Below are 25901 nucleotides of genomic sequence, written 5' to 3' on the forward strand. Positions count from 1 at the left end.
ACGATTTCAACTTCTTCGCCGACTTTAACGATACCGCGCTCTACACGACCGGTAACAACGGTACCACGACCGGAGATGGAGAATACGTCTTCGATTGGCAGCAGGAATGGCTTATCGATAGCACGCTCTGGCAATGGAATGTAGCTGTCCAGTGCTTCTGCCAGTTCGATGATTTTCGCTTCCCAAGTTGCATCGCCTTCCAGTGCTTTCAGCGCTGAACCTTTGATGACCGGGATGTCGTCGCCTGGGAATTCGTAAGCAGACAGAAGTTCACGAACTTCCATTTCTACCAGTTCCAGCAGCTCTTCATCATCAACCATGTCGCATTTGTTCATGAACACGATCATGTATGGAACGCCAACCTGGCGACCCAGCAGGATGTGCTCACGAGTCTGAGGCATAGGGCCATCAGTTGCAGCAACAACCAGGATAGCGCCGTCCATCTGAGCAGCACCGGTGATCATGTTTTTCACGTAGTCGGCGTGCCCTGGGCAGTCAACGTGCGCGTAGTGACGAGTCGGGGTGTCATATTCAACGTGGGAAGTGTTGATGGTGATACCACGAGCTTTTTCTTCTGGTGCGTTATCGATCTGGTCGAATGCGCGTGCAGAACCGCCGTAGGTTTTAGCCAGAACGGTAGTGATTGCTGCAGTCAGGGTAGTTTTACCGTGGTCGACGTGGCCGATAGTACCAACGTTGACGTGCGGTTTGTTACGTTCAAATTTTTCTTTAGACACGGCTATATTCCTTACTCTTGTGCTCTCCCTTCATAGAGAGAGCACGGGATCATTGTGTTTAAAACTGTGGCTTATTTGCCACGAGCTTCAATAACGGCCAGGGCCACGTTATTTGGCGCATCATCATACTTCAGGAATTCCATGGAGTAAGATGCACGGCCTTTGGTCAGTGAACGCAGCTGAGTCGCATAACCGAACATTTCGGAAAGCGGAACTTCAGCATGAATCACAACGCCAGTAGCGTTAGATTCTTGGCCTTTCAGCATACCACGACGACGGCTAAGGTCACCGATGACGTCACCAGTGTTCTCTTCCGGAGTCTCTACTTCAACCTTCATGATCGGCTCAAGCAGAACTGGTTTCGCTTTCTTAAAGCCATCTTTGAAGGCGATAGAAGCGGCCAGTTTAAACGCCAGCTCGGAGGAGTCGACGTCATGGTAAGAACCGAAGTGCAGACGCACGCCCAGATCTACTACCGGGTAACCGGCCAGTGGACCAGACTTCAGCTGTTCCTGGATGCCTTTGTCAATCGCGCCGATGAATTCACCAGGAATTACACCGCCTTTGATTTCGTTGACAAACTCATATCCTTTCGGATTTGTGCCAGGTTCTAATGGGTACATGTCGATCACAACGTGACCATACTGACCGCGACCACCAGACTGCTTAGCGTGTTTACCTTCAACATCGGTAACTTTAGCGCGGATAGCTTCACGGTATGCAACCTGCGGCTTACCGACGTTAGCTTCAACGTTAAATTCACGACGCATACGGTCAACCAGGATATCCAGGTGAAGCTCACCCATACCTGCGATGATTGTCTGACCAGACTCTTCATCAGTCCAAACGCGGAATGATGGGTCTTCTTTCGCCAGACGGCCCAGAGCCAGACCCATTTTTTCCTGGTCAGCTTTGGTTTTTGGTTCTACCGCAACGGAGATTACCGGCTCAGGGAATTCCATGCGTTCCAGGATAATCACGTTATCTGGATCACACAGGGTATCACCTGTAGTCACGTCTTTCAGACCGATCGCTGCAGCGATATCGCCTGCACGAACTTCTTTAATTTCTTCACGCTTGTTAGCGTGCATCTGAACGATACGACCCAGACGTTCACGCTGAGATTTCACTGGGTTAAATACAGTGTCACCTGAATTGACGAGACCGGAATAAACACGGAAGAACGTCAAGTTACCCACGAATGGGTCAGTAGCGATTTTGAACGCCAGAGCAGAGAACGGCTCTGAATCGTCAGAATGGCGAACTGCCGGAGTGTCTTTACCGTCATCCAACAGACCGTTGATAGCTTCAACGTCAGTTGGTGCAGGCAGATACTCAACAACAGCATCCAGCATTGCCTGTACGCCTTTGTTTTTAAACGCAGAACCACAGGTAACCAGGATGATTTCGTTGTTCAGAACGCGCTTACGCAGAGAAGTTTTGATCTCTTCTTCAGTCAGCTCTTCGCCACCAAAGAATTTCTCCATCAGCTCATCAGAGCCTTCAGCAGCGGCCTCAACCAGTTTCTGACGCCATTCTTCAGCCAGTTCTTGCATGTTTGCAGGGATTTCTTCGTATTCGAAGGTAACGCCCTGATCAGCTTCGTTCCAGTTGATAGCTTTCATCTTCACCAGGTCAACAACACCGGTGAATTTCTCTTCCGCGCCGATTGCCAGTTGCAGTGGCACCGGAGTTGCGCCCAGACGTTTTTCAATCTGATCAACAACTTTCAGGAAGTTAGCACCCATACGGTCCATTTTGTTAACGAACGCGATACGAGGAACTTTATATTTGTTTGCCTGACGCCATACGGTCTCAGACTGTGGCTGAACACCACCAACAGCACAGTAAACCATTACCGCGCCATCAAGAACACGCATGGAACGTTCAACTTCGATGGTGAAGTCAACGTGCCCTGGGGTGTCGATGATGTTGATGTGGTGTGGTTCGAACTGCTTAGCCATACCTGACCAGAAACAGGTGGTCGCAGCGGACGTGATGGTAATACCACGTTCCTGCTCCTGCTCCATCCAGTCCATGGTGGCTGCGCCATCATGCACTTCACCGATTTTGTGGTTTACACCGGTGTAGAACAGAACACGTTCGGTAGTGGTTGTCTTACCGGCGTCGATGTGAGCACTGATACCAATGTTACGGTAGCGCTCAATGGGTGTTTTACGAGCCATTTGATTCCTCTATAACTAGGACGTTCAAGTTCAGTTAACCCAAGCGGGTTGGCTTCTTGAAGCGCCCGCTTGGTTAGCATAACTACTGCGAAGTGATTACCAGCGGTAGTGCGCGAACGCCTTGTTGGCTTCAGCCATACGGTGAACGTCTTCACGTTTCTTAACTGCAGTACCTTTGTTCTCTGCAGCATCAGAAAGTTCGTTCGCCAGGCGGAGAGCCATGGATTTATCACCGCGTTTACGAGCAGCTTCAACGATCCAACGCATTGCCAGAGCATTACGACGAACCGGACGGACTTCAACTGGAACCTGATAAGTAGAACCACCTACGCGGCGGGACTTAACTTCGACAGTCGGACGAACGTTGTCCAGAGCGACTTCGAAAGCTTCCAGGTGGCCTTTACCGCTACGTTGAGCCAGGGTCTCAAGAGCAGTGTAGACGATTGCTTCTGCAGTAGATTTTTTACCATCTACCATCAGAATGTTGACGAATTTTGCCAGCAGTTCGGATCCGAACTTAGGATCTGGCAGGATTTTACGTTGACCAATGACGCGACGACGTGGCATGGAAATACTCCGTTGTTAATTCAGGATTGTCCAAAACTCTAAGAGTTTATTTTGACAGTAAAGTGAAAATGTTTGGCCTTACTTAACGGAGAACCATTAAGACTTCGGCTTTTTAACGCCGTATTTAGAACGAGATTGCTTACGATCCTTAACGCCTGAACAGTCCAGTGCGCCACGGACGGTGTGATAACGCACACCTGGCAAGTCTTTTACACGACCGCCACGGATCAGGATCACGGAGTGTTCCTGCAGGTTATGACCTTCACCGCCGATGTAGGAGGTAACTTCAAAACCGTTAGTCAAACGCACACGGCATACTTTACGCAGTGCGGAGTTTGGTTTTTTAGGAGTGGTAGTATATACACGAGTACATACGCCACGTTTCTGCGGGCAAGCTTCCAGCGCTGGAACGTTGCTTTTAACAACCTTCGTAGAGCGTGGTTTGCGTACCAGCTGATTAATTGTTGCCATTAAAAAGCTCCTGGATTTTGGTTCATAAACTACTTTGTAAACGCGTGATAAATCGCCCCATAAAAAGCATTAGCTAATATGGGGACGCAGAATTTTAGGGCTGACCTAAGAGGGTGTCAAGAAATATACAGCAGATCAGTAAATCACCATGCTGTTTGCTGGGTGTGTTTCTCAGTCAGCGCGACGAATCCAGTATAGTCGATCAATGTAATTTTGTGTGAAATTTGACCAACCAATCCTCTGGCCGCCAGATCCTCGCTGAGGACATAAATCGACTGAACATGCTGGCTGAGCAGGTTACACGCCTCGCTGCCATCAAGCGCAGCCAGTACGCCATCCTGCATCAGCAAAAGTGCATCTTCCTGAGCGACCAGCTTAACAATCAATGAGAAATCACATTGTTGCGGGGAACGGGCAAGAGTAAAAAGCATGGAATTTCCTGATTTAAAACGTCATCACCACATCAAAACTGGCCAGTCGTCCGCGAATTTCACTCGAAGACAACGGCTCGACATCCAGCACCCATTCATGTCCCGCAGATAAACCACGTGACTTCAGCGAGTCTTCACAGACAAAGCACTGATCGACGTCGTAAAGTGATAACACACCGAATGTGGCAATATAATTACGGGCGAGAATTTTTTCGGGTTGTTGTGCCGGCATGAGCTGAAAAACACCGTCAGCCACAAAAAACACGCCGATATCCTCGGTCAGAGCTGACGTAGCCAGCAGCGCATCAAGGCCTTCTCTTCCCGCTGACGTGCCGTGCGGTCCCTGAGTGAACACGAACGCTATCTTTTTCATTGCCTGTCCCTGCTATAACCCATCAGAACTGCACCATGCGATCACAGGTCAGCGACGCTTCAGCGAGGCTGCCCAACCCTGTCAGGGCAAAGCCGGCTTGTAAATTCGTCTGGCCGTGTCCCTGATTGTGGGCTTCTGTTTCATCGATGACACCACGACGTAAAGCAGCAGCCACACAAACATTGAGAGCAACCTGATGGTCTGCCGCCATACGTTGCCAGGATCTGACCAGATCAAATTCATCCGACGCAGGTGCCGAAAGCATATTACCGTTGAGAACGCCCTCACGATAAAAAAACACGCTATCCAGCTGATGGCCACTGCCAATCAATGCCAGTGCGAACTGATACGCCGCACTGGCTTGTTGTGTTCCGTAAGCAGGACCGGTTACCAGGAGGCAATAACGCAGTTTCAACGCTCGTTCCCCACCAGATCCCCGCTTTTAAACTGGCGGATATACAGGTAAACGGTATGCTTTGAAATATTCAGGCGGTCAGCCACCTGATTGATGGCATCTTTGATATCAAAAATACCCTTTTCATAAAGATTCAGCACAACCTGTCGGTTCTTCGCGTTATTAGAAACACTGCGGTCAGCGTTCACTTCTTCGATGGTGAATTCCAGCGTTTGCGCTACCAGGTCATCCACAGATGAGGCGAAGTTTACGGAAGAGGCCACTTCCTGAGTTTCAGGTGGCATAAAGGTCTGAATAATTTGCGAGAAAGGTACGTCGAGATTCATGTTGATGCACAGCAGACCAATGACGCGTTGCTCACGGTTGCGAATAGCGATGGTGACTGACTTCATCAGCACACCACTTTTCGCACGGGTGAAGTAGGCTTTGGACACATTGCTGTCCGCACCGGTCATGTCATGCAACATGCGCAGAGCTAAATCGGTAATCGGTGAGCCGATCTTACGGCCGGTATGCTCACCATTTGCAATACGGACCGCTGAACATTTCAGGTCTTCCAGTGAATGCAGAACAATTTCGCAATGCTCACCGATCAGCATCGCAAGCCCGTCCACCACGGCCTCGTATGAAGACAAAATCTCATGATCGACCTGGCTGAACGGACGTTGGTCCAGCAAATCCAGTTCACCGGTTTCGCCAGTTATAAGCGAATTAGACATTGAAGCTACCACCCTCTCTATCGCGCCTTCCAACGGGAGTCAGGACGCATTATTCATCATTCCACGGTCGTTACTGTATCAAAGACACAGAAAAAACGGCCTTGCGATTATATGGATCTGTGACGTTATGCCGGGGAAACAAAAGCGTCAAGTTATCATCATAGAGTAACCTCAATAAAATGAAGGGCGGCCTGTAAGAAAAGTTTCAGGCGAAAAAAAACCGCCGCATTTAGCGACGGTTTTCTGCAACAGCTCAACAGCAACTTAGTTTGCTTTTGGTGCCGCTTCAGCTTCAGCAGGTTTCTCAGCTGCTTTCGGGTCAGCCTTAGGTGCCGCTTTCACATCCAGCAGTTCAACATCGAACACCAGAGTAGAATTAGCCGGGATCCCCGGGACGCCAGTTTTGCCGTAAGCCAGTGCCGGTGGAATGACCAGCTTGATTTTGCCGCCTTTCTTAATGTGTTTCAGGCCTTCGGTCCAGCCCGGGATAACACCATCAAGACGGAAAGACAGCGGCTCGCCACGGGTATAAGAGTTATCAAACTCAGTACCGTCGGTCAGAGTCCCTTTGTAGTTCACTACAACGGTGTCGCTGTCTTTTGGCGCTGCGCCAGCACCTGGTTTTTCAACCTGATACAGCAGGCCTGATTCAGTCTTCTTCACGCCTTTTTCTTTGGCGAAATCAGCACGGAATTTGTCGCCTTTGTCAGCGTTAGCTTTAGCGTCCTGCTCCATCTTAGCCTGCGCAGATGCTTTCACACGGCCTTCGAAGGTTTGCAGAGTCTTCTCGATTTCCTGATCAGACAGTTTGCTTTTGTTAGCAAACGCATCCTGAACACCGGCGATCAGCTGGTCTTTATCCAGTTTGATGCCCAGTTTTTCTTGTTCTTTCAGGGAGTTGTCCATGTAGCGACCCAGTGATGCGCCGAGAGCATAAGCGGCCTGCTCGTCATCACTTTTGAACTTGGTCGTGTCTGTTGCTGCCGGAGCAGCTGCAGCAGGGGCAGCGGCTGGCGCGGGTGCAGCAGCGGCCGGTGCTGTGGCTTCAGCAGCCATAACCTGGGTGGCATTCAGGGCGATCGCCATGGTAGTTGCCAGCAGAGTTACTTTAAACAGTGATTTCATCCATTTCTCCAGGACCAGAAGCGTATGACCTCTGGTAATAATTACGAAAGTTCGGCGGTTACTATAACTGTCCGTCTCACGACAAAACAATCTCTATACACGCCATTAGCGTCATATTCAGACCTTTTTTACATCAATTAGTTTCGTCTGCTCATGAAGAGTCAAAGATAAAGCGCCGCAGAGGTCAGGTAATTAAGCAGGTTTACGGGTAGAATCGCCGGTCTACAATAGAGTATGGGGTTCCGGTCAGTGCTCAACCTGATCAACTTGAGCCGCACAATGAGGTAATGATTATGGACTCAAACACCGTTGAACAACGTCTGGAGATGCTGGAAAACAAACTGGCTTTTCAGGAAATCACGATTGAAGAACTGAATTTGATCGTCACTCAGCATCAGCTGGAAATGAGCAGATTGCACGATCACCTGCGCCTGCTGACAGACAAACTCCGCGCCAGCCAGCCATCAATGATTGCCGATCAGTCGGAAGAAACGCCTCCGCCGCATTATTGATACTGTTTCTGACGCAACAAAAAGGCGCCTTTCCGGCGCCTTTCGTTTTTATCGCTTTGCTTGCAAAGTGATCAGTGGCAACCGCAGCCGCCGTTACCGCCACAGCCGCCTTTTTTACCGTGATCATGACCGTGGTCGTGATCATGGTCGTGGCCGTGACCACCGCAGCAGCCTTCGCCGTGTTCATGGTCGTGACCATGATCGTGGCCGTGTTCGCCGTGAACGTGGCCGTGAGCCAGTTCTTCTTCAGTTGCTTCACGGATTGCCACCACTTCGACGTGGAAGTTCAGATCCTGACCTGCCAGCATGTGGTTGCCGTCGACAACAACGTGGTCGCCGTCAACTTCAGTGATTTCTACAGGAACCGGACCCTGATCGGTGTCAGCCAGGAAACGCATACCGACTTCCAGCTCATCAACACCCATGAACACGTCTTTAGGCACGCGCTGAACCAGGTTTTCGTCGTAGTTGCCGTAAGCGTCGTTCGCGCCAACATGCACATCAAAAACGTCACCAATGGCATGACCATCCAGCGCAGTTTCCAGACCGGAGATGAGGGAACCATGGCCATGTAGGTAATCCAACGGCGCGCTCACCGGAGATTCATCAACCAACACACCGTCTTCTGTACGTACCTGATATGCCACGCTGATGACCAGGTCTTTTGCTACTTTCATGATAACTCCTACCGTTGGAAACTCAATTTGTTGTCTGCGGGCGTTTCATAACGCACGCAACTTCGCTTAAGGCTAATTCAGTGACGGCCACTTTTCGATGAGATCATCCTGAAAAGTGCGACCGGATAAATTTGGCGAAGAGTGTAGCGGAAATCCGCGTCTCTGTACTACCAGCATAAAAAAACACGAGCAAGAACGCTACTTCGGATCGAAAATACCAATCACCTGCTCTTCCGGCCGTAGCTTCTTGCTGACCTGTGCATCCGTCTGACGCTGATGGTGCCCGCATTTCATACACTCGACCACTTCGACCTGATCTTCCTGCCATAAAGCCAGCGTATCCATCGCCTTACATTTCGGACATACCGCACCAGCGATAAACCGTTTACGGGTTGTAGCCATGTTACTTCTCCTGAAATCTGCGACATTGCGTCCGGTCATTTTTCATTCAGACGGCAACATTATTTTTTCGCCAGCCGGACTATTCGTCATCGTCCCAGCCATCAAGCTGACGACGTTCGTTGTGCATTTCGCTCTGGAAGATATCCTCCAGTTCGCGCCGCGCTTCTTTCACACGGGAAATCTGCGCCACATCGCCGCGGTTTTGCGGCACCAGTTCACGTAGCATCCGCATATCAAGACGACGGAAATGTTGTTGAGCGCGGTACGCACTGTGCGGATGCATGCCCAGCGTGACCAGCGCCTTTTTGCCTAATTCCAGCGCACTGGAAAACGTCTCGCGGGAAAAATTCGCCACACCGGCCTGCAACAACTCATGCGCTTCAACACGTCCACGGGCGCGCGCCAGAATATTCAGATGAGGAAAATGCTGCTGACACAAATGCACGATGGTCATGGTGTCCGCAGGCTCATCACACGTAATCACAATCGATTTGGCCTTTTCAGCACCCGAAGCCCTGAGCAGTTCCAGTTCGGTCGCATCGCCGTAATACACTTTATAACCGTAAGTCCGCATCAGCCCGACGGCGCTGATATCACGCTCAAGCACTGTGATACGCATTTTATTGGCCATCAGCAAACGTCCGATCACCTGTCCGAAACGTCCGAACCCGACAATAATCACCTGCGGTTCGTCATCCTGCACAAAATGCTTTTCATCACTTTCTTCGCCGTCGTTGTAACGTCGTACCAGGATGCGGTCGACCCACTGCATCAGCAACGGCGTGGTCATCATTGATATCGTCACCACGACCAGCAACAGCGAAAGCTGCGACGAGGAAATCACTTTCTGCGCGCCAGCCGCCGAAAACAGCACGAAAGCAAATTCGCCGCCCTGACTGAGCACGGCAGAAAACTGTAAGCGTACCGATGTGCGCAGACCAAATATGCGGGAAAGCCCGTACAGCACCGCGCCTTTGACCGTCACCAGAATCATCACGCCTGCCAGCACCAGCAAAATATGCGTATACAGCACGCCCAGATTCAGCGCCATGCCGACAGAAATAAAGAACAGCCCGAGCAGTAAACCCTTAAATGGCTCGATAGCGATTTCCAGTTCGTGCTGATATTCGCTTTCAGCCAGTAAAATCCCGGCGATAAACGTTCCGAGCGCCATCGAAAAGCCCAGCGTATCCATAAACAGCGCCGAACCAAGCACCACCAGCAGCGCGGCGGCGGTAAACACTTCACGCACGCCGGAAGCCACAATCAGCCGGAAAATCGGCCGCAGCAGATAGCGTCCGCCAATCAGCATGCCGCCAAAGGCCAGCACTTTCAGGCCGATCATCTCCCAGTTATTGCTGCCTTCCGAACCGCCCGCCAGAATCGGGATCAGCGCCAGCGCCGGGATCACCGCGATATCCTGGAACAGCAACACGGCGAAACCCAGCTGACCGCCTTCGTTACGCGTCATGCCTTTGTCGCGCATCAGTTGTAATGCCATCGCCGTGGATGACATCGCCAGCCCGATACCGCCAATCACCGCGGCTTGCCAGGAAAACTTCGTCAGATACAACAAACCGCCGAGCACCAGTGCAGTCAGGATCACCTGCCCGGCGCCGACACCAAAGATTTGCCGCCGCAGCGCCCACAGTTTTCCGGGGTTCAGTTCCAGCCCGATGATAAACATCAGGAAAACCACGCCCAGTTCGGAGAAGTGCAGAATTTCATCCACGTCGCGGATAAAGCCTAAGCCCCACGGACCGATGGCAATACCGGCCAGCAAATAACCCAGCACTGCGCCAATGCCTAAACGCTGTGCCACCGGCACCGCCACTACGGCAGCGAACAAAAACAGCAGGATCGCCATGGGAATATTGGAAACGTCCATCAGGCAATTCCCCCCTGCGGTAACGGCGATTTCAGCCATTCGCCGTAAGCTTCGGCATGGCTTTGCAGCACATCCGGTTTCTGACGGCGCGCCCAGTAAATGATAATGGGCGTCATCCAGTGCATATGGCACATAGCAGACGTCAGCTCAAACGGACGCATAATGTCGGACATCGGATAACGGTTATAACCGCCCGCCCTGTACGCACCTTCCGGTTCACCCGTGGTGACCACCGAACGCCAGTACTTGCCGTTAAGCGCATTACCGCCTGCCCCGCTGGCAAAACCACGCGCCAGCACGCGATCCATCCACTCTTTCAACAACGCCGGACAACTGTAGGTATAAAGAGGATGCTGAAAAACAATCACCTTATGATCGCGCAGCAATTGCTGCTCACGATGAATATCAATAAAAAAATCAGGATAGTGGGCGTACAAATCATGCACGGTGACATGTTCAAGCTGTTGAGCTTGTTGCAGTAAAACGCGGTTGGCGACCGAATCGGGCGATTCCGGATGGGCATACAGCAGCAAAACCTTTGGTGGCTGCGACATCAATACCTCCAAAGCGTCGTCAGGGTGCGGTTTTTCCGTTACCATGCTTCGCAAAGACAAAATGGGACGCGATACGTCTTGTTTAGATCATTATCATGACAATTTAACATACTCTCAACACGGCGCTTTATGATTGTTTTCTCCTCCTTACAAATCCGACGCGGCACCAATGTGCTGCTGGACAACGCGTCTGCGACCATCAATCCCGGCCAGAAAGTCGGGCTGGTGGGCAAAAATGGCTGCGGTAAATCCACCCTGATTTCCCTGTTAAAAGGTGAAATGAGCGCCGATGCTGGCAACCTGACGTTTCCGTCTAACTGGGCACTGGCCTGGGTGAATCAGGAAACGCCTGCGCTGGACGAACCGGCGATAGAGTATGTTATCGACGGCGACCGCGAGTTCCGCCAGCTGGAAGCACAATTACAACAAGCCAACGAGCGGGATGACGGCCATGCCATCGCCACGCTGCACGGTAAGCTCGACGCCATTAACGCCTGGACTATTCCTGCGCGCGCGGCCAGCCTGCTCAGCGGGTTGGGCTTTACCCAGAATCAGTTACAGCAGCCGGTGAAATCCTTCTCCGGTGGCTGGCGTATGCGCCTGAACCTGGCGCAGGCGCTGATTTGCCGTTCTGATTTACTGCTGCTCGACGAACCGACCAACCACCTGGATTTGGACGCGGTCATCTGGCTGGAAAAATGGCTGAAAGGCTACACCGGCACGCTGGTGCTGATTTCCCATGACCGGGATTTCCTCGATCCGATCGTCGATAAAATTATGCACATCGAACAGCAGTCGCTGAACGAATACACCGGTAACTACTCGTCCTTCGAGCGCCAGCGTGCGACCAAACTGTCGCAACAGCAGGCATTGTTTGAAAGTCAGCAGGAAAAAGTGGCGCATCTGCAAAGCTACATCGACCGGTTCCGTGCACAGGCGACTAAGGCCAAGCAGGCGCAAAGCCGTATCAAAATGCTGGAGCGTATGGAGCTGATTGCGCCGGCACACGTCGACAATCCTTTTCATTTTAGCTTCCGTTCGCCGGAAAGTTTGCCCGATCCGCTGCTGCGCATGGAAAAAGTCAGCGCCGGTTATGGTGACACCACCATTCTGGAGTCGATCAAACTGAATCTGGTGCCGGGATCGCGTATCGGCTTACTGGGCCGTAACGGTGCCGGTAAATCGACGCTGATCAAACTGCTCGCAGGCACTATGCCACCGCTTCAGGGCGATATCGGCCTTGCGAAAGGCGTTAAGCTTGGTTACTTCGCCCAGCATCAGCTGGAGTTTTTGCGTGCTGAAGATTCACCGCTGCAACATCTGGTGCGTCTGGCGAACAAAGAAACCGAACAGCAACTGCGCGATTATCTCGGCGGATTTGGTTTCCACGGCGATAAAGTGACAGATCCGACCGGGCGTTTCTCCGGCGGCGAAAAAGCGCGTCTGGTGCTGGCCCTGATTGTCTGGCAACGCCCTAACCTGCTGCTTCTCGATGAACCGACCAACCACCTGGATCTCGATATGCGTCAGGCGCTGACCGAAGCCCTGATCGACTTCGAAGGCGCGATGGTTGTCGTCTCGCATGACCGTCACTTACTGCGTTCTACCACCGACGATTTGTATCTGGTTCACGGCGGCAAAGTGGAGCAGTTCGACGGCGATCTGGAAGATTACCAACAATGGCTGGTGGACATTCAGCGTCAGGAAAGCCAGCAGGATGCACCGGCTAAGGACGGCGGCGTTAACAGCGCGCAGTCGCGTAAAGACCAGAAACGTCGCGAAGCCGATTTCCGTAATCAGACTCAGCCGCTGCGTAAGCAAATCACCAAACTCGAAACCCAGATGGAAAAACTGAGTACCGAGCTGGCGACTATCGAAGAGCGTCTGGCTGATTCCGCGATTTACGACAACAGCCGTAAAGCCGAACTGACGGAATGTCTGCAACAGCAGACCAAAGTCAAAGGCGCGCTGGAAGAAACCGAAATGACCTGGCTCGATGCACAGGAACAACTGGAAGACATGTCGAAGGCCTTTGATCTCGACTAGAAGATCCTCCCTGAAATCGCCATCGTCCGTAACAGGCATGGCGGTTTATCTCTCCCCGCTGGGTTCACTGGCAGTCATGCGTGTTGCGCGTTAAAATCCTTTCATCTTTTCGATTGTGCAATCGATAACCGCCCAAAGTTAAAAGGATTATGACGTGACGGACATCTCTTCTTCGCAACCTTTGCCCAAACCTGTTTTATCATCCCAGCTCGCCACCGACCTGACCTCCGACGCCAGTGAATCTACCCCCGCTATCAGTGCAGAAGAACAACAAAAAATTGAAGAGATTGCGGCGCAGATCGACATTACTGATCCGGTGCTCTCGATTGCCTATGGTGCAAAAACCCTGAATGCCATGTCGCGCTTTAACGAATCGCTGATGCAGGAAGTGCGCGCCAAAGACGCGGGCGAAGTGGGTGCCCAACTGACCGACCTGCTGAGCAAGGTAAAAGGCATTGACCTGACAGTGTTCGACCAGAAAAAAAGCCTGCTGGCCTCTGTCCCGCTACTCGGCAAACTGTTTAACAAGGTCGAGCGGACGTTACTGGAATACCAGACGCTGGCCGGACAGGTGGATACGCTTTCCGAAAAATTGCAGAACACCATCACCGAACTGCTGCGCAATATCGCCACGCTGGAACAGCTTTTTATCCGCAACCGTGATTACTTCAAAGACATCAGCCTGCACATTCTGGCGGGCAAAAAGAAGATCGCGCAAATTCAGTCCGACGTGATCCCGGCGGCACAGGCGCGGGTGCAGGCTTCCGGCGATGCGATGGAAGCCCAGAATGTGCGGGATCTGGTCGAAGGTGTTCAGCGTTTCGAACGCCGCCTGAGCGACCTGATGCTGACGCGCACGCTGTCCATCCAGACCGCACCGCAAATTCGTCTGATGCAAAGCAACAGCCAGTCGCTGGCTGAGAAGATTCAGAGCAGCATTCTGACCACCATTCCGGTGTGGAAAAGCCAGATCGTGCTGGCGCTGTCGCTCAATTCCCAGCGTCAGGCGGCCAGACTGCAAAAAGATGTCGCCGACACCACCAATGCCATGCTGCGCCGCAATGCTGAGTTGTTGCAGACCGGTAGCATCGAAACCGCCACCGAAGTGGAACGTTCGATTGTGGACGTGGAAACATTACGGGATGTTCAGGGCCGTTTGCTGAGCACACTGGAAGACACCATGCAGATCGCCAGCAATGCCCGCACCCGCGCGCGGAAGTGGAAAAAGAACTGGGCGCAATGGAGCAGGAACTGCGCAGCAAACTGGCATCGATTGCAGCGGAAAATAGCTCACAGAATAAAGTGACCGCGCAGTCATGAGGGCAATCAATCACAACACGGACATACTCAGCACCACCTATCATCAGTCACGGGGCGCGCAGATATTCCTCCATTTTCTGCTGTTGATAGCTGCCATTGCCTATGGAAAAGCGACCGCCAGCGGGTATCTCAACGTGGCGGACAGCGTTGTCAGGAAAGATCTGAGCGGCGCCTCTTCCGTTCTGGTGTGGATGTCCTTCATCCTGTTATTTCATACGTTTCTCTATGACCGCCTGAGCCTGTACTACAGCGTGATCATTGGCGCGATCTGGGCCTTCACGGGCGATGCCCTGGCGATCCCTTTCTGGATGGCCACTGCGGCACTGCTGCTGAGCTTAATCACGCAGTACCGTTTCCCTCTGACCGGGATGCTGCTGCCCTGGCTCATCGGCCTGATTTCCTATGCCGAATTTTACAGCTTCGCGCCTTATGCTGTTTTCTATGTGGCCTTTGTCATCGTGATGATCGGTTCCGTGATCCATCTGCGCAAAATCGAAAAACGCGACGCCGTGCCTTCCCCTGCGCCGGTGGACAACATTCAGCCCGTGCCGTTACGCCGCCGGGAACCGGTAAAAACGGAAAGCACACCGGTGGACACGCCGCGCGAAGACGCCTGGACGGAGGATAAACCGGTCAGAAAATCCACATCCTATATTCCCGACAGGCCGTTTGATCAGGACATTGCGCAGCTGGAAAACAAATCTGAGCTGAGCGACTTCCCGCAGGAAATCCGCAGCGAGATCGCCGAAATCGTCTCGTCAGCGCGCCGTATACAAAAATGTATGCAGGAAGATCCGAAAGATGTCACACCGGCCACCCGCTTCTTCCAGCGGTATTTACCTGCCGTGAATACCTTCATCGACAAAGATCTGAATTTACGCCGCCAGCAGGCCGGGGATGCACCAACTAGTGCCCGGACGCTGCAAACCCTGAAAGACATCCGCAGCATGTTTGATCAGCAGCACCAGCGGCTGCTGGAAAACGATCAGCTTGAGCTGGATACCGAAATGGGTGTGCTGGATAATCTGATGAAAACCGACGGCTTCAAATGATCTGCCGCTGAAAGTCAAAAGCCCGCCCGGAATAAACCCGGCGGGCTTTTTTGTCAGTGCCGGATCGACTTAGTGCCAGATCAGCAACACACAGGCGGCGGTCAGAATCCCCATCGCGATATTGAAGGTGTACCACGCACGCTTGCTGCGCAGCAGACGGCCAATGACGGTACCGAACCCAAGCCAGATAATCCCGGAAACCAGATTCACCAGAAACATGCCGAGGCTGATACCGGCAATCGAATGGTTGTAAGCCGCACCCGCCAGACTGAAACTCGCCACTGCGCCCAGCCCCATCAGCCACGCTTTCGGATTGAGGAATTGCAGCAACCAGCCCTGATACATGCGGATGGGTTTCGGTGGCGGTGCGCCAGTTTCCAGTTTTTCATAGGCCGACGTCGCAATTTTCCACGCCAGCCACAGCAGATACAGGCTACCGGCAATTTTGAGGAAAAGGTGTAACGCGGGATAAACCGTGATCAGGCCGCCAACGCCGAAGGCCACCAGCAGCAAAATACTCTGCATGCCGAGCATAATGCCGATCATCAGCCAGATTGAGCGGAAGAAACCAAAGTTAGCGCCAGATGTTGTTAACAACATATTGTTCGGGCCAGGGGTGATTGCAGCGACCCATAAAAATCCGAGCATCGAAAAAAATAAACCAAGTTCCATTTAATTTGGGTACTCCGACCCGAAAGATGTGCGATAGCATTGAAGCTAACAGCGTGATATTGATCGCACAAGAGCCTCTTAAGAGAAATTTATTCATCTTATGGTTGAATCCTTTCGTCCCCTGCGCGGGGCCAGTAATCCTCACATCCAGACGTTGTTACCACGGCTGGTGCGCCGCCATGCAAAACTCAAACCTCACTGGCAAAGACTCGATACGCCGGACGGAGATTTTCTCGATTTAGCCTGGAGCGAAGACCCGGAACAGGCGCGTCATAAACCGCGCTTGATCTTGTTTCACGGACTTGAAGGCAGTTTCTACAGCCCTTACGCCCATGGCTTATTGCAGGCGTGGAAAGACAAAGGCTGGCTCGGCGTCGTGATGCATTTTCGCGGATGCAGCGGCGAACCGAATAAACTTCAGCGGATTTATCATTCCGGCGAAACCGAAGATGCACGTTTTTTCATTCGCTGGCTCAATGAAACCTATGGCGAAGTGCCGACCGGCGCGGTGGGCGTATCCCTCGGTGGAAATATGCTGGCCTGTTATCTCGGGCAGGAAGGCGAAAACTGTACGCTTAAAGCGGCGGTTGTGGTGTCCGCACCGCTGATGCTTGAGCCGTGCGCTTACCGGCTGGAGCGCGGTTCATCGCGCATTTATCAGCGATACCTTCTCGATCAGCTCAAAGGCAATGCTTCGCGCAAACTGGCGAAATATCCGGGCACGTTGCCGGTGACGCTGGCGCAGCTGAAATCCATGCGCCGCATTCGTGAATTTGACGATGCCATCACTTCAAAGGCGCACGGGTTTACCGACGCGCTGGATTATTACCGCCGTTGCAGCGGTCTGCCGTTGCTGTCGCAGGTCAGAACGCCGCTGCTGATTATCCATGCCAAAGACGACCCGTTTATGACGCCGGAAGTGATCCCGAAAGCAGAGGATTTGCCGGCTTGCGTGGAATATCAGTTAACTGAACATGGCGGGCATGTCGGTTTCGTTTCCGGCAGCTTACGTCATCCGCAAATGTGGCTGGAACAGCGCATTCCGGCCTGGATCGCCCCGTTTTTAGAAACAAAGACAGAAACAAAGACAAAGGAACCAACAAAGTGATTATTCCCTGGCAGGAACTGGACGCCGAACTGCTCACCAGCGTGGTGGAATCCTTCGTATTGCGCGAAGGCACCGATTACGGCGAGCAGGAGCGTTCTCTGGAACAGAAAGTCGACGACGTAAAACGTCAGCTGAAAAGTGGCGAGATCGTACTGGTCTGGTCAGAACTGCATGAAACGCTGAACATTATGCCGCGCGGTCAGTTCCGCGCCGGACAGGAAGAAAACCCGCAGGACTGGTAAACACGATCATAAAATGGATTTGGACAGCCTGTCCCTCAGCGAATAATTATGGTAACAATGGGATTAATTATGCGCTTTGTTTCCGCCTGCCCTGAATGACCAGAAGGGCAATATGGCGTGACGTTTAAGGAGTAAGCCCGACTATGTCAGCAAAACATCCTGTTATAGCAGTTACCGGCTCCAGCGGAGCAGGCACCACCACCACCAGCCTGGCATTTCGTAAAATATTTCAGCAGCTTGGCCTGCGTGCCGCTGAGCTGGAAGGCGACAGCTTTCACCATTTCACCCGCCCTGAAATGGATGCGGCAATCCGCAAAGCCCGTGACCTCGGGCGTCACATCAGCTATTTCGGACCGGAAGCCAACGACTTTGGTCTGCTGGAAAAAAGTTTTATCGAATACGGTAAAACCGGTACCGGTCGTTCGCGCAAGTATCTGCATACTTATGACGAAGCGGTTCCCTACAATCAGGTGCCGGGCACCTTTACGCCGTGGCAGGCGCTGCCGGAACCGACTGACATTTTGTTCTACGAAGGGCTGCACGGCGGCGTTGTCGCAGACAAAATTGACGTTGCCGCGCAGGTCGATTTACTGGTCGGCGTGGTGCCCATCGTTAACCTTGAATGGATCCAGAAACTGGTGCGCGATACCGGCGAGCGCGGACATTCCCGCGAAGCGGTGATGGATTCCGTGGTGCGTTCGATGGATGACTACATCAGTTACATCACGCCGCAGTTCTCGCGCACGCACATCAATTTCCAGCGCGTACCGACTATCGATACCTCCAACCCGTTTGCCGCTAAAGCCATTCCTTCACTGGATGAAAGCTTTGTGGTGATCCACTTCCAGGGGCTGGATGACATTGATTTCCCGTATCTGCTGGCGATGTTGCAGGGTTCGTTTATCTCGCACATCAAAACGCTGGTGGTGCCGGGCGGAAAAATGGGGCTGGCGATGGAGCTGATTATGGCGCCGCTGGTGCAGCGCCTGATGGAAGGGAAAAAGATCGAGTAACGGACTCAGGCGTCGTTCATCAGCAACTGACGGATAAACCCGACATGCAGCGCGACGCCAGTCTGTAACGCCTCTTCATCGAGACGAAAACGCGGATTATGTACGCCGTAAGTCGCGCCAATTTTTTCATTCCCGCTGCCAATAAACAGAAAACACCCCGGCACTTTTTGCTGGTAGGAAGAGAAATCCTCTCCGCCAAACAGCGGCTGAGTAACTTCGCGCAGCGCCTGCGGTCCCAGCGTTTTTTCAATCACCTGACGCGCTATCGCACAGGCCTCAGGATGGTTGTCACCGTTCACATAGCCGCGTGTCCAGCGCAGTTCGTATGTTGCGCCATGCGCTGCAGTAATTCCGGAAATGATCTGCTCCATCACCTGCGGCACCTGTTCGCGCACGTTGCTGTGATGCGTCCGCAGCGTTCCGGCGAGCTTCACCCGCTCCGGGATCACGTTATAACTTTCGCCCGTCTGGAAGGTTGCGATAGTCAGCACCGGCACCTGAAGCGGATCAATACGGCGCGCCACAACGTTTTGCAGTGCGGTGACGACTTCCGCGCCGATCACCACCGGATCGATACACAAATGCGGCATAGAACCGTGGCCGCCTTTGCCGGTAATGGTGATGTCGAAGTTATCTGTGGACGCGCAGAACACGCCCTCTTTCAGCCCCACTTCACCGGTCGGAGAATTAGGCATCACGTGCAGGCCGAAGATTTTCTCAACGCCATCCAGCACGCCTAAATCCACCAGTTCCTGTGCCCCGCCCGGTGGCACTTCTTCAGCATGCTGGAAGATAAACCGCACAGAACCATGCAACTCAGACTGACATTGGATCAGCACTTTTGCCGCACCCAGCAACATTGCGGTGTGAGCATCATGACCACAGGCGTGCATCACGCCGGGGACCGTTGAGCAGAAAGGTTCATCGTTCTCTTCCTGAATCGGCAGGGCATCGATATCCGCCCGCAGCGCATATACCGGCCCCGGATGCGCCCCTTTCAGATCGGCAATCACGCTGTTGGGCGTCAGATGTGTCAGGGTCAGACCGCCGAAACTTTCCAGCTGCTGAGTAATGTACGCCGCCGTTTTATGCTCCTGAAAAGAGAGTTCAGGATGGGCATGAATATGTCTGCGCCAGCGCAGCACGTCCGCTTTGACTTCAGCCAGCATTGCTTCGAAATTAAAAGTCATCACTCTTCTCCTCAGTTAAGCCACATCGCGCATTGGCGCACGAGGTTTTATTGCCAGCGGCAGGATAGCCAGACCGGCCACCACCATCGCCAGCGCCAGAAATACAAACGTAGAAAGGTAACCGTGGCTGGCGGTGATGAGATATCCCATCGCAATCGGTGCCACAAATCCGCCGAGAGTCCCGCCGGTATTAATGATCCCCATCGCCGCGCCCATGACCTCAGAAGGCAGGCGTTTCATCGGCAGCGTAAAGACGGTCACAAAGGACGCCATCAGGAAAACGTAGCCGAGGAACAGGAACAACCCGGCCGTTATGGCTGATGCCGACGTAAAGACCAGCCAGATGCACAACGCACTGAGCAGTGCGCAGCAGAAAATCACTTTCGGCTCTTTGCCCTGCATATAGCGTCCGACCAGCCAGCCGGTTGCCAGTGAAGAAATCCAGATACCCAGCCCGCCGGTGGCGACCACCATGCCGGATACGTCGAGTGACATACCGCGCTGCTGGACCAGATATTTCGGCAACCACGCCATCAGGCCGTAAGACGGAATGTTGATGCAGAAAATTGAGACAAACAGCAGCAGGACAATCGGATTTTTCAGCAACTCCCGATAACCGGTTTTCGCGCCGGTACGGGCTTGCGCCTCCGGCGGATTGGGCACAAAAATCACAATCGCTACGGCGATGGCAAAAGCCAGCAATCCGAGAATGGAGAACGATCCGCGCCAGCCAAGATGATCCAGGCTGTAAACCGCAATCAGCGGTCCGGCAGTCATCGCCAGTCCGGCGGAAGACAGCAAAATCGACTGCGCAAAGGTTCGCTTCTCAACTGCGAAATTAGACACTACCGCTTTGGCGCAGGACGCAGGATAGCCGGAATGGCCGACGCCGGAGAGAAACCGGAACGTGACCAGTAATCCCAGGCTGAGGCCCAGCGTTCCGAAACACAGCGCGAAGCCGCCCAGCAAGAACAGCGACATGCCGAGCACTTTTTTGTAGCCGAACCGGTCATTCAGCCAGCCCGCGGGGATCTGAAACAGCGAATAGGCCAGGAAGAAAATGCCGGTGATATACCCCAGCTGTTCAGGTTGCAGATTAAATTCGCGCTCGATGGGCAGCAGCGCAAAGCCCATCACTGTTTTATCGATATACACCACGGCATAACCGACAAATAGCAGGAAGATCATCAGGGAACGACTTTTCATAGCGGATATCCCTTTTTGTTATCACCACGTCAGATTTTCTCACTGCCGGATGAATCGTAAAATGCGACATGCATCACGTAATCAACTGAATAACAACATATTATTTTTCGCGATCCTGACGCTATCAGCTTTACAGCGTGACCATAAGATGCAATTTTTGGGCGGGTGATGCTTTTTACTGATAGGGATCGTGATGCGCTATTTGCCGAAATTGCAGCAACTGAAGGTTTTCCAGCAGGTTATCCGCAGCGGCAGTATTCGCGGCGCGGCGCGGGCGTTGAATCAGTCCCAACCGGCGGTCAGCAGAACATTGCGTGAACTGGAACAAACGCTCGATACGCAGCTGATCGTGCGTGGCAATCAGGGGATGACGCTGACCGAAACGGGCCGGGCATTTGCACAGCGCATGCAATTTATCCTCGAAGAGCTTGAGCGCGCCGCCGATGAAATTCGCCAGATCGAACAATATTCGCAGGGCTCCGTCGCCATTGGATTTTCATCGCTGCTGGCGCTGACGGTTTTTCCCGGACTGGCAGGAGAATTTAAGACGCAGTTTCCGCAGTCCAAACTGCTGATCAAAGAAGGGCAACTTTCCACGTTATTACCTGCACTGCGCGAAGGGAAACTGGATTTCGCGGTCGGTACCGCCGGGCCGGGATTTCCGCTGGAAGATCTGGTACGTGAGCCACTGTTCAGCGCACCTTTCTGCGTTATCGCCCGGCGTGGACATCCGCTGGCAGGCTCCACAACTCTGAAGGAATTACAGGATGCGCGCTGGCTGTTGCCCGAAACGGATATGGGGTATTACCAGCAAATCAGGGTATCGATGGGAGGATTTCATCAGCCGGCAGCGGAAATGCCGGTGCATACAGATTCGGTGGTGTGCGGGCTAAATATGGTGTTGCAGTCTGATTATCTGACCATTGTGGCGCGGGCGATGAAAGCGCCGTTTGGATTGCAGGACAAATTGTGTGAGCTCAATATCGATACCCTGCCGCAGGCGGAATATTGCGTGCTTTACTCGCAAAAATCGCCGCTGACGTTTGCCGCGCGGCGATTTTTGGATTTATTGCGCAGCCAGTGCCACGCGTATGACTGGTCGTAACTTATTCGACGCTGATCACTTCAAAGCTGTGCGTGATGGTAGCCGCTTTGCCGAGCATCAGGGACACAGAGCAGTACTTTTCCGCAGACAGGCTGACGGCACGTTCGACAATCTTATCGGTGAGATCTTTACCGGTGACGATAAAATGCAGATTGATGTGCGTGAACAGGCGCGGCGCTTCTTCGCGGCGTTGTGAGGTCAGCTTGACTTCACAATCACGCACGTCATTACGGCCTTTTTGCAAAATAGACACCACATCAATCGCGCTGCAACCGCCTGCGGACATCAGCAGCATTTCCATCGGGCTGGGTGCTTTATCGCCCGCATTACCATCCATAGAAATCTGGTGGCCTGACGCTGACTCGCCTAAAAACGTCAGCCCTTCTACCCATTTTACGCGTGCGTGCATGAACTATTCTCCCGGTGAATAAACTCGTCGAATTCCGCTCCCAGAGTACCCTTTCACCTAAAATCTGGCAACGTAACCCGATCGCCATCATGCTGAAGCGAGACAACAGAAGACAGCATTGCAAACCTGTGCTACAAACAAAGCCGAAACATACTTTCCAGTGAATTGCGGTGACGGTTTTCGCGGTTTAAGAACAGAACCCACGGTGATAACGGCAATAATCAGGCTGTTTCACTCCGACACCCGCTTGCAGCATTTCTGGGGAGTTATATGCTGAAAGGGCGCTTTGGATTTTGAAGTGCCATACAGGGAACTCTGAGCCCTGTGATTTTGGGCAGCGATAACAACAGAGGATAATAGCAAATGGTTCTCGGCAAGCCACAAACAGACCCGACTCTTGAATGGTTCCTGTCTCACTGTCATATACATAAGTATCCTTCTAAAAGTACGCTGATTCACCAGGGTGAAAAAGCCGAAACGCTTTACTACATCGTGAAAGGGTCAGTTGCTGTCCTTATCAAGGATGAAGAAGGCAAAGAAATGATACTGTCCTACCTTAACCAAGGTGACTTCATCGGCGAGCTGGGACTCTTCGAAGAAGGTCAGGAACGTAGTGCGTGGGTTCGTGCAAAAACTGCCTGTGAAGTGGCTGAAATTTCTTATAAAAAATTCCGCCAGCTGATTCAGGTTAACCCGGATATTCTGATGCGTCTTTCCGCGCAGATGGCAAACCGTCTGCAAGTGACGTCAGAGAAAGTCGGCAACCTGGCCTTCCTCGACGTAACAGGGCGTATCGCTCAAACTCTGCTTAATCTGGCTAAACAGCCTGATGCGATGACCCATCCGGACGGGATGCAAATCAAGATCACCCGTCAGGAAATCGGCCAAATCGTCGGTTGTTCACGTGAAACAGTCGGACGTATTCTCAAAATGCTTGAAGATCAAAGTTTGATCTCGGCACACGGTAAAACGATTGTCGTTTACGGCACACGTTAATCCCTTAAAAATCGGCGCGGCAGAACACTGTCGCGCCTTTTTTATGGGCTAAGCTTTATCCATGACGCTATGGCGAAGACTGTTTTACCATCCGGAAGTTAACTACGCGCTGCGCCAGACGCTGGTGTTGTGCCTGCCCGTTGGTATCTGCTGGTTGTTCGGCAATCTGCAAATGGGGCTGCTGTTCTCTCTTTGTCCTGCCTGCTGCAACGTCGCGGGCCTCGATACTCCGCATAAACGCTTTTTCAAACGCCTGATAATTGGCGGAACGCTGTTTGCCGTGAGCAGCATTCTGCTGCAAGTGATGCTGGAAAGCTGGCACATTCCCCTGCCGCTCATCATGTTGTCGCTGGCATTACTGCTTGGCGTGACCGGCGAAATCAGCCCGTTGCATGCGCGGCTGTTGCCCGGCGCGCTGGTGGCGACCATTTTCACACTGAGTATGGTCGGCGTACGCCCTATATGGCAGGCGCCGGTGCTTTTCGCCGCCGGTACGGCCTGGTACGGATTATTTAACTGGGCGTGGTTTCGCATATCGGAAGAACAGCCGATGCGCGAAACGCTCAGTCAGCTCTATCTGCAACTCGCGGATTACTTCGAAGCTAAATACAGCCTGCTGACGCAACACACCGATCCTGAAACCGCGTTACCCCCGTTGCTGACGCGACAGCAGCAGGTCATCGACCTGATTGCCCTGCTCTATCAGCAACTGCACATGCTGCCGCAACACGGCCATCATCATCACCACAAAAGACTGTTTCAACGTTTTCAGGTCGCGCTTGATTTGCAGGAGCACATCACGGTGAGCCTGCATCAGCCGGAAGAAGTGCAGAAGCTGGTGGAAGAAAGCCACGCCGAAGCGGTTATCCGCCGTAATGCGCAGGTGATTTCCGCCCGTCTGCGGGTCATCGCCGACGACATTCTTTATCACCGTTTATCCGAACGGTTTACGATGGCCAACGAGCTGGCCGCGCTGGAGAAAATCGCCGCGCGCAATCCTGAGAACCCGGTCGGCCAGTTTTGCTACTACCACTTCAGCCGCATTGCGCGCCTGCTGCGGACACAGCGCCCGTTGTACAAACGTGACCTGATGAACACTCAGCCGCGTTTACCCTTCTGGCCTGCGCTGAAAAGCTATCTTTCCTTCAAATCTGTCGCCCTGCGCAATGCCGCCCGTCTGGGGATCATTCTGGCGATTGGCAGCAGCCTGGGCCTGTTCTTTAATCTGCCCAAGCCTTACTGGATTTTGCTGACCATCATGCTGGTGAGTCAGAACGGTTATAACGCCACACGCGTGCGTATCCAGCACCGTGCGCTGGGCACGCTGGCCGGATTGCTGATTGCAGCCGGATTGCTGAAGCTGGAATTACCCGAAGGCATCACGCTGATGTGTATGCTGATCGTCACGCTGGTGTCGTATACGGTGCTGCGTAAAAACTACGGGCTGGCGATGGTCGGCATGACCGTGACGGCGGTATATACCCTGCAACTGCTGGCGATGAACGGCGTGCATTTTCTGGTACCGCGGCTGGTGGATACACTGATCGGCTGCGCGCTGGCGTTCGGCGGCACCATCTGGCTGTGGCCGCAATGGCAAAGCGGATTACTGCGCCAGAACGCCCACCAGGCGCTGGAAACCTATCAGGATGCTATCCGCTTACTGCTTGAAGAAAACCCGGATACGTCGAAGCTTGCTTACACCCGCATGCAGGTCAATCAGGCGCACAACAAGCTTTTCACGTCACTGAATCAGGCCATGCAGGAGCCCGGCTTTAACTCGCATTATCTGGCGGATATGCGCTTGTGGGTGACGCACAGCCAGTTCATTGTCGAGCACATCAACGCGATGACCATCCTCGCCCGCGAGCATTACATGCTGCCGGAGAAACTGGCGACGGAGTATTTACAGACCTGTGAAATTGCGTTGCAGAGTTGTCAGCAGCGACTGCTTTATGACGGACCGGGCAATGAGAACACGCTGATCAATGCACCGGAACTGCATCCTGATATGCCACTGACCGAGATGGAACGCCATCTGCGGCGTGTAATTTCACATCTCAGCGTGATGCATACTATTTCATCACTGGCGTGGAAGCAGAGACCACATCATGGGATCTGGCTGACGCGGAAGGCGTGAACGTGAAGGGGATTGCCCCTTTTAAATCCCCTTTTTACTGGCTTATAGCCAGACTGCTTTTGAAATTGCGAATATTTCGGTTTCTCAAGTACGGGGATCACGTAACGCGCTGCGCCGAAACCGCCCAAAGGAGGAAAGTGCTTTTCCTCCTTTGGATTCCTCCTCGCTTTTTCAACACGCGCTCCGCTCGCTGGCTATGTTTCAGCAACCGCGGTGCCAGGCTGGAAATCTTGCCGCTGCGCGGTTCCCTCTCTCGGTCCTGAAGCCCTGGGTCTTCAGGCCGCTCCGTTCAGCAAGATTTCTGATTCGCCCGTGAGATCTTAAATTCAACGGCTGACCGTTTTTATC

General features: G+C 52.9%; 26 protein-coding genes and 1 pseudogene. 10 read left to right on the plus strand and 17 right to left on the minus strand.

The window, feature by feature from the left end; translation table 11 throughout:
- From UC15_RS11615 to fkpA, 9 genes are all read right to left on the minus strand, one after another.
- Nucleotides 1–737, minus strand: a 737-nt coding sequence (locus tag UC15_RS11615; RefSeq protein ID WP_157960981.1) for an elongation factor Tu, incomplete at its 3' end; no start/stop codon positions are given.
- A gap of 71 nt (nucleotides 738–808) precedes the next feature.
- Complete coding sequence (fusA, locus tag UC15_RS11625) at nucleotides 809–2923, minus strand: elongation factor G (RefSeq protein WP_013573669.1); 2115 nt, start codon at nucleotides 2921–2923, stop codon at nucleotides 809–811.
- A gap of 96 nt (nucleotides 2924–3019) precedes the next feature.
- Complete coding sequence (gene rpsG, locus UC15_RS11630; RefSeq protein WP_005969574.1) at nucleotides 3020–3490, minus strand: 30S ribosomal protein S7; 471 nt, start codon at nucleotides 3488–3490, stop codon at nucleotides 3020–3022.
- Nucleotides 3491–3586: 96 nt separating this feature from the next.
- On the minus strand, nucleotides 3587–3961 hold the full coding sequence (rpsL, locus tag UC15_RS11635; RefSeq protein WP_009638963.1) for a 30S ribosomal protein S12: 375 nt from the start codon (nucleotides 3959–3961) through the stop codon (nucleotides 3587–3589).
- Between the two features lie 143 nt (nucleotides 3962–4104).
- Nucleotides 4105–4392: a sulfurtransferase complex subunit TusB gene (gene tusB, locus UC15_RS11640; protein ID WP_112288593.1), complete on the minus strand. Its 288-nt coding sequence runs from the start codon at nucleotides 4390–4392 to the stop codon at nucleotides 4105–4107.
- Between the two features lie 13 nt (nucleotides 4393–4405).
- A complete protein-coding gene (tusC, locus tag UC15_RS11645) occupies nucleotides 4406–4765 on the minus strand; it encodes a sulfurtransferase complex subunit TusC (RefSeq protein ID WP_112288594.1) in 360 nt (119 codons plus the stop codon).
- A gap of 22 nt (nucleotides 4766–4787) precedes the next feature.
- On the minus strand, nucleotides 4788–5180 hold the full coding sequence (gene tusD / locus UC15_RS11650) for a sulfurtransferase complex subunit TusD (protein WP_112288595.1): 393 nt from the start codon (nucleotides 5178–5180) through the stop codon (nucleotides 4788–4790).
- The gene (locus UC15_RS11655; RefSeq protein WP_165353118.1) at nucleotides 5177–5899 is read right to left on the minus strand and encodes a transcriptional regulator; all 723 of its coding nucleotides are present in this window, start codon (nucleotides 5897–5899) and stop codon (nucleotides 5177–5179) included. The genes tusD and UC15_RS11655 overlap by 4 nt, the downstream gene beginning before the upstream one ends.
- Nucleotides 5900–6163: 264 nt before the next feature.
- A complete protein-coding gene (gene fkpA / locus UC15_RS11660) occupies nucleotides 6164–7024 on the minus strand; it encodes an FKBP-type peptidyl-prolyl cis-trans isomerase (protein WP_112288597.1) in 861 nt (286 codons plus the stop codon).
- A 293-nt stretch (nucleotides 7025–7317) separates the two neighbouring features.
- Between fkpA and UC15_RS11665 the strand changes: the two genes are divergently transcribed.
- Entirely contained in the window at nucleotides 7318–7536 is a 219-nt protein-coding gene (locus UC15_RS11665; RefSeq protein WP_112288598.1) for a protein SlyX, read from the plus strand.
- Nucleotides 7537–7607: 71 nt separating this feature from the next.
- Here the strand turns inward: UC15_RS11665 and slyD are convergent, their stop codons facing one another.
- The 4 genes from slyD to kefG form a co-directional block, all read right to left on the minus strand.
- The gene (gene slyD, locus UC15_RS11670) at nucleotides 7608–8213 is read right to left on the minus strand and encodes a peptidylprolyl isomerase (RefSeq protein WP_112288599.1); all 606 of its coding nucleotides are present in this window, start codon (nucleotides 8211–8213) and stop codon (nucleotides 7608–7610) included.
- 198 nt (nucleotides 8214–8411) lie between these two features.
- Nucleotides 8412–8615: a YheV family putative zinc ribbon protein gene (locus tag UC15_RS11675; RefSeq protein ID WP_112288600.1), complete on the minus strand. Its 204-nt coding sequence runs from the start codon at nucleotides 8613–8615 to the stop codon at nucleotides 8412–8414.
- Between the two features lie 79 nt (nucleotides 8616–8694).
- On the minus strand, nucleotides 8695–10503 hold the full coding sequence (gene kefB / locus UC15_RS11680) for a glutathione-regulated potassium-efflux system protein KefB (RefSeq protein ID WP_112288601.1): 1809 nt from the start codon (nucleotides 10501–10503) through the stop codon (nucleotides 8695–8697).
- Nucleotides 10503–11057 (minus strand): glutathione-regulated potassium-efflux system ancillary protein KefG, encoded by a 555-nt coding sequence (gene kefG, locus UC15_RS11685; RefSeq protein ID WP_112288602.1) that lies wholly within the window; start codon nucleotides 11055–11057, stop codon nucleotides 10503–10505. The genes kefB and kefG overlap by 1 nt, the downstream gene beginning before the upstream one ends.
- A gap of 129 nt (nucleotides 11058–11186) precedes the next feature.
- Between kefG and UC15_RS11690 the strand changes: the two genes are divergently transcribed.
- From UC15_RS11690 to UC15_RS11700, 3 genes and pseudogenes are all read left to right on the plus strand, one after another.
- Nucleotides 11187–13103, plus strand: a complete 1917-nt coding sequence (locus UC15_RS11690) for an ABC transporter ATP-binding protein (protein WP_112288603.1) — start codon at nucleotides 11187–11189, stop codon at nucleotides 13101–13103.
- Nucleotides 13104–13257: 154 nt separating this feature from the next.
- Nucleotides 13258–14423, plus strand: a pseudogene (locus UC15_RS11695) (toxic anion resistance protein).
- Nucleotides 14420–15475 carry a 5-bromo-4-chloroindolyl phosphate hydrolysis family protein gene (locus UC15_RS11700; protein ID WP_112288604.1) on the plus strand — a complete coding sequence of 352 codons (1056 nt, stop codon included), beginning with the start codon at nucleotides 14420–14422 and terminating at the stop codon, nucleotides 15473–15475. Before UC15_RS11695 ends, UC15_RS11700 begins: the two are co-directional and overlap by 4 nt.
- A 69-nt stretch (nucleotides 15476–15544) precedes the next feature.
- Here the strand turns inward: UC15_RS11700 and UC15_RS11705 are convergent, their stop codons facing one another.
- Entirely contained in the window at nucleotides 15545–16147 is a 603-nt protein-coding gene (locus UC15_RS11705) for a LysE family translocator (protein ID WP_112288605.1), read from the minus strand.
- Between the two features lie 100 nt (nucleotides 16148–16247).
- On the opposite strand from UC15_RS11705, the gene UC15_RS11710 reads away from it, so the two are divergent.
- The 3 genes from UC15_RS11710 to UC15_RS11720 all read left to right on the plus strand — a co-directional run bounded on the left by UC15_RS11710 (nucleotide 16248) and on the right by UC15_RS11720 (nucleotide 18510).
- Nucleotides 16248–17255, plus strand: a complete 1008-nt coding sequence (locus tag UC15_RS11710) for a hydrolase (RefSeq protein ID WP_112288606.1) — start codon at nucleotides 16248–16250, stop codon at nucleotides 17253–17255.
- Complete coding sequence (locus tag UC15_RS11715; RefSeq protein WP_112288607.1) at nucleotides 17252–17497, plus strand: YheU family protein; 246 nt, start codon at nucleotides 17252–17254, stop codon at nucleotides 17495–17497. Before UC15_RS11710 ends, UC15_RS11715 begins: the two co-directional genes overlap by 4 nt.
- 143 nt (nucleotides 17498–17640) lie before the next feature.
- A complete protein-coding gene (locus UC15_RS11720; RefSeq protein WP_112288608.1) occupies nucleotides 17641–18510 on the plus strand; it encodes a phosphoribulokinase in 870 nt (289 codons plus the stop codon).
- Nucleotides 18511–18515: 5 nt separating this feature from the next.
- Here the strand turns inward: UC15_RS11720 and UC15_RS11725 are convergent, their stop codons facing one another.
- Together UC15_RS11725 and UC15_RS11730 are read right to left on the minus strand one after the other, a co-directional pair.
- Complete coding sequence (locus tag UC15_RS11725) at nucleotides 18516–19700, minus strand: amidohydrolase (RefSeq protein ID WP_112288609.1); 1185 nt, start codon at nucleotides 19698–19700, stop codon at nucleotides 18516–18518.
- Between the two features lie 15 nt (nucleotides 19701–19715).
- Nucleotides 19716–20906, minus strand: coding sequence for an MFS transporter (locus tag UC15_RS11730; protein ID WP_112288610.1), 1191 nt, complete (start codon nucleotides 20904–20906; stop codon nucleotides 19716–19718).
- Between the two features lie 193 nt (nucleotides 20907–21099).
- Between UC15_RS11730 and UC15_RS11735 the strand changes: the two genes are divergently transcribed.
- Nucleotides 21100–22011: a LysR substrate-binding domain-containing protein gene (locus UC15_RS11735; protein ID WP_112288611.1), complete on the plus strand. Its 912-nt coding sequence runs from the start codon at nucleotides 21100–21102 to the stop codon at nucleotides 22009–22011.
- Between the two features lies 1 nt (nucleotide 22012).
- On the opposite strand, the gene UC15_RS11740 is transcribed toward UC15_RS11735, so the two are convergent.
- A complete protein-coding gene (locus UC15_RS11740) occupies nucleotides 22013–22420 on the minus strand; it encodes an OsmC family protein (protein ID WP_112288612.1) in 408 nt (135 codons plus the stop codon).
- 363 nt (nucleotides 22421–22783) lie between these two features.
- Between UC15_RS11740 and crp the strand changes: the two genes are divergently transcribed.
- Complete coding sequence (crp, locus tag UC15_RS11745; RefSeq protein WP_013573634.1) at nucleotides 22784–23416, plus strand: cAMP-activated global transcriptional regulator CRP; 633 nt, start codon at nucleotides 22784–22786, stop codon at nucleotides 23414–23416.
- A gap of 61 nt (nucleotides 23417–23477) precedes the next feature.
- Nucleotides 23478–25553, plus strand: a complete 2076-nt coding sequence (locus tag UC15_RS11750) for a YccS/YhfK family putative transporter (protein ID WP_112288613.1) — start codon at nucleotides 23478–23480, stop codon at nucleotides 25551–25553.
- Nucleotides 25554–25901 lie beyond the last annotated feature (348 nt).

The sequence above is a fragment of the Rahnella sp. AN3-3W3 genome (genome assembly GCF_003263545.1).
Lineage (GTDB): Bacteria > Pseudomonadota > Gammaproteobacteria > Enterobacterales > Enterobacteriaceae > Rahnella > Rahnella variigena.

Coding starts and splice junctions, on each gene's coding strand:
- UC15_RS11705 (WP_112288605.1), bottom strand. CDS start 16,147: ATGGAACTTGGTTTATTTTTTTCGATGCTCGGATTTTTATGGGTCGCT.
- rpsL (WP_009638963.1), bottom strand. CDS start 3,961: ATGGCAACAATTAATCAGCTGGTACGCAAACCACGCTCTACGAAGGTT.
- kefB (WP_112288601.1), bottom strand. CDS start 10,503: ATGGACGTTTCCAATATTCCCATGGCGATCCTGCTGTTTTTGTTCGCT.
- UC15_RS11655 (WP_165353118.1), bottom strand. CDS start 5,899: ATGTCTAATTCGCTTATAACTGGCGAAACCGGTGAACTGGATTTGCTG.
- UC15_RS11730 (WP_112288610.1), bottom strand. CDS start 20,906: ATGAAAAGTCGTTCCCTGATGATCTTCCTGCTATTTGTCGGTTATGCC.
- UC15_RS11720 (WP_112288608.1), top strand. CDS start 17,641: ATGTCAGCAAAACATCCTGTTATAGCAGTTACCGGCTCCAGCGGAGCA.
- fusA (WP_013573669.1), bottom strand. CDS start 2,923: ATGGCTCGTAAAACACCCATTGAGCGCTACCGTAACATTGGTATCAGT.
- UC15_RS11710 (WP_112288606.1), top strand. CDS start 16,248: ATGGTTGAATCCTTTCGTCCCCTGCGCGGGGCCAGTAATCCTCACATC.
- UC15_RS11735 (WP_112288611.1), top strand. CDS start 21,100: ATGCGCTATTTGCCGAAATTGCAGCAACTGAAGGTTTTCCAGCAGGTT.
- UC15_RS11740 (WP_112288612.1), bottom strand. CDS start 22,420: ATGCACGCACGCGTAAAATGGGTAGAAGGGCTGACGTTTTTAGGCGAG.
- kefG (WP_112288602.1), bottom strand. CDS start 11,057: ATGTCGCAGCCACCAAAGGTTTTGCTGCTGTATGCCCATCCGGAATCG.
- tusB (WP_112288593.1), bottom strand. CDS start 4,392: ATGCTTTTTACTCTTGCCCGTTCCCCGCAACAATGTGATTTCTCATTG.
- tusC (WP_112288594.1), bottom strand. CDS start 4,765: ATGAAAAAGATAGCGTTCGTGTTCACTCAGGGACCGCACGGCACGTCA.
- UC15_RS11750 (WP_112288613.1), top strand. CDS start 23,478: ATGACGCTATGGCGAAGACTGTTTTACCATCCGGAAGTTAACTACGCG.
- UC15_RS11665 (WP_112288598.1), top strand. CDS start 7,318: ATGGACTCAAACACCGTTGAACAACGTCTGGAGATGCTGGAAAACAAA.
- UC15_RS11700 (WP_112288604.1), top strand. CDS start 14,420: ATGAGGGCAATCAATCACAACACGGACATACTCAGCACCACCTATCAT.
- UC15_RS11690 (WP_112288603.1), top strand. CDS start 11,187: ATGATTGTTTTCTCCTCCTTACAAATCCGACGCGGCACCAATGTGCTG.
- rpsG (WP_005969574.1), bottom strand. CDS start 3,490: ATGCCACGTCGTCGCGTCATTGGTCAACGTAAAATCCTGCCAGATCCT.
- UC15_RS11675 (WP_112288600.1), bottom strand. CDS start 8,615: ATGGCTACAACCCGTAAACGGTTTATCGCTGGTGCGGTATGTCCGAAA.
- fkpA (WP_112288597.1), bottom strand. CDS start 7,024: ATGAAATCACTGTTTAAAGTAACTCTGCTGGCAACTACCATGGCGATC.
- slyD (WP_112288599.1), bottom strand. CDS start 8,213: ATGAAAGTAGCAAAAGACCTGGTCATCAGCGTGGCATATCAGGTACGT.
- crp (WP_013573634.1), top strand. CDS start 22,784: ATGGTTCTCGGCAAGCCACAAACAGACCCGACTCTTGAATGGTTCCTG.
- UC15_RS11725 (WP_112288609.1), bottom strand. CDS start 19,700: ATGACTTTTAATTTCGAAGCAATGCTGGCTGAAGTCAAAGCGGACGTG.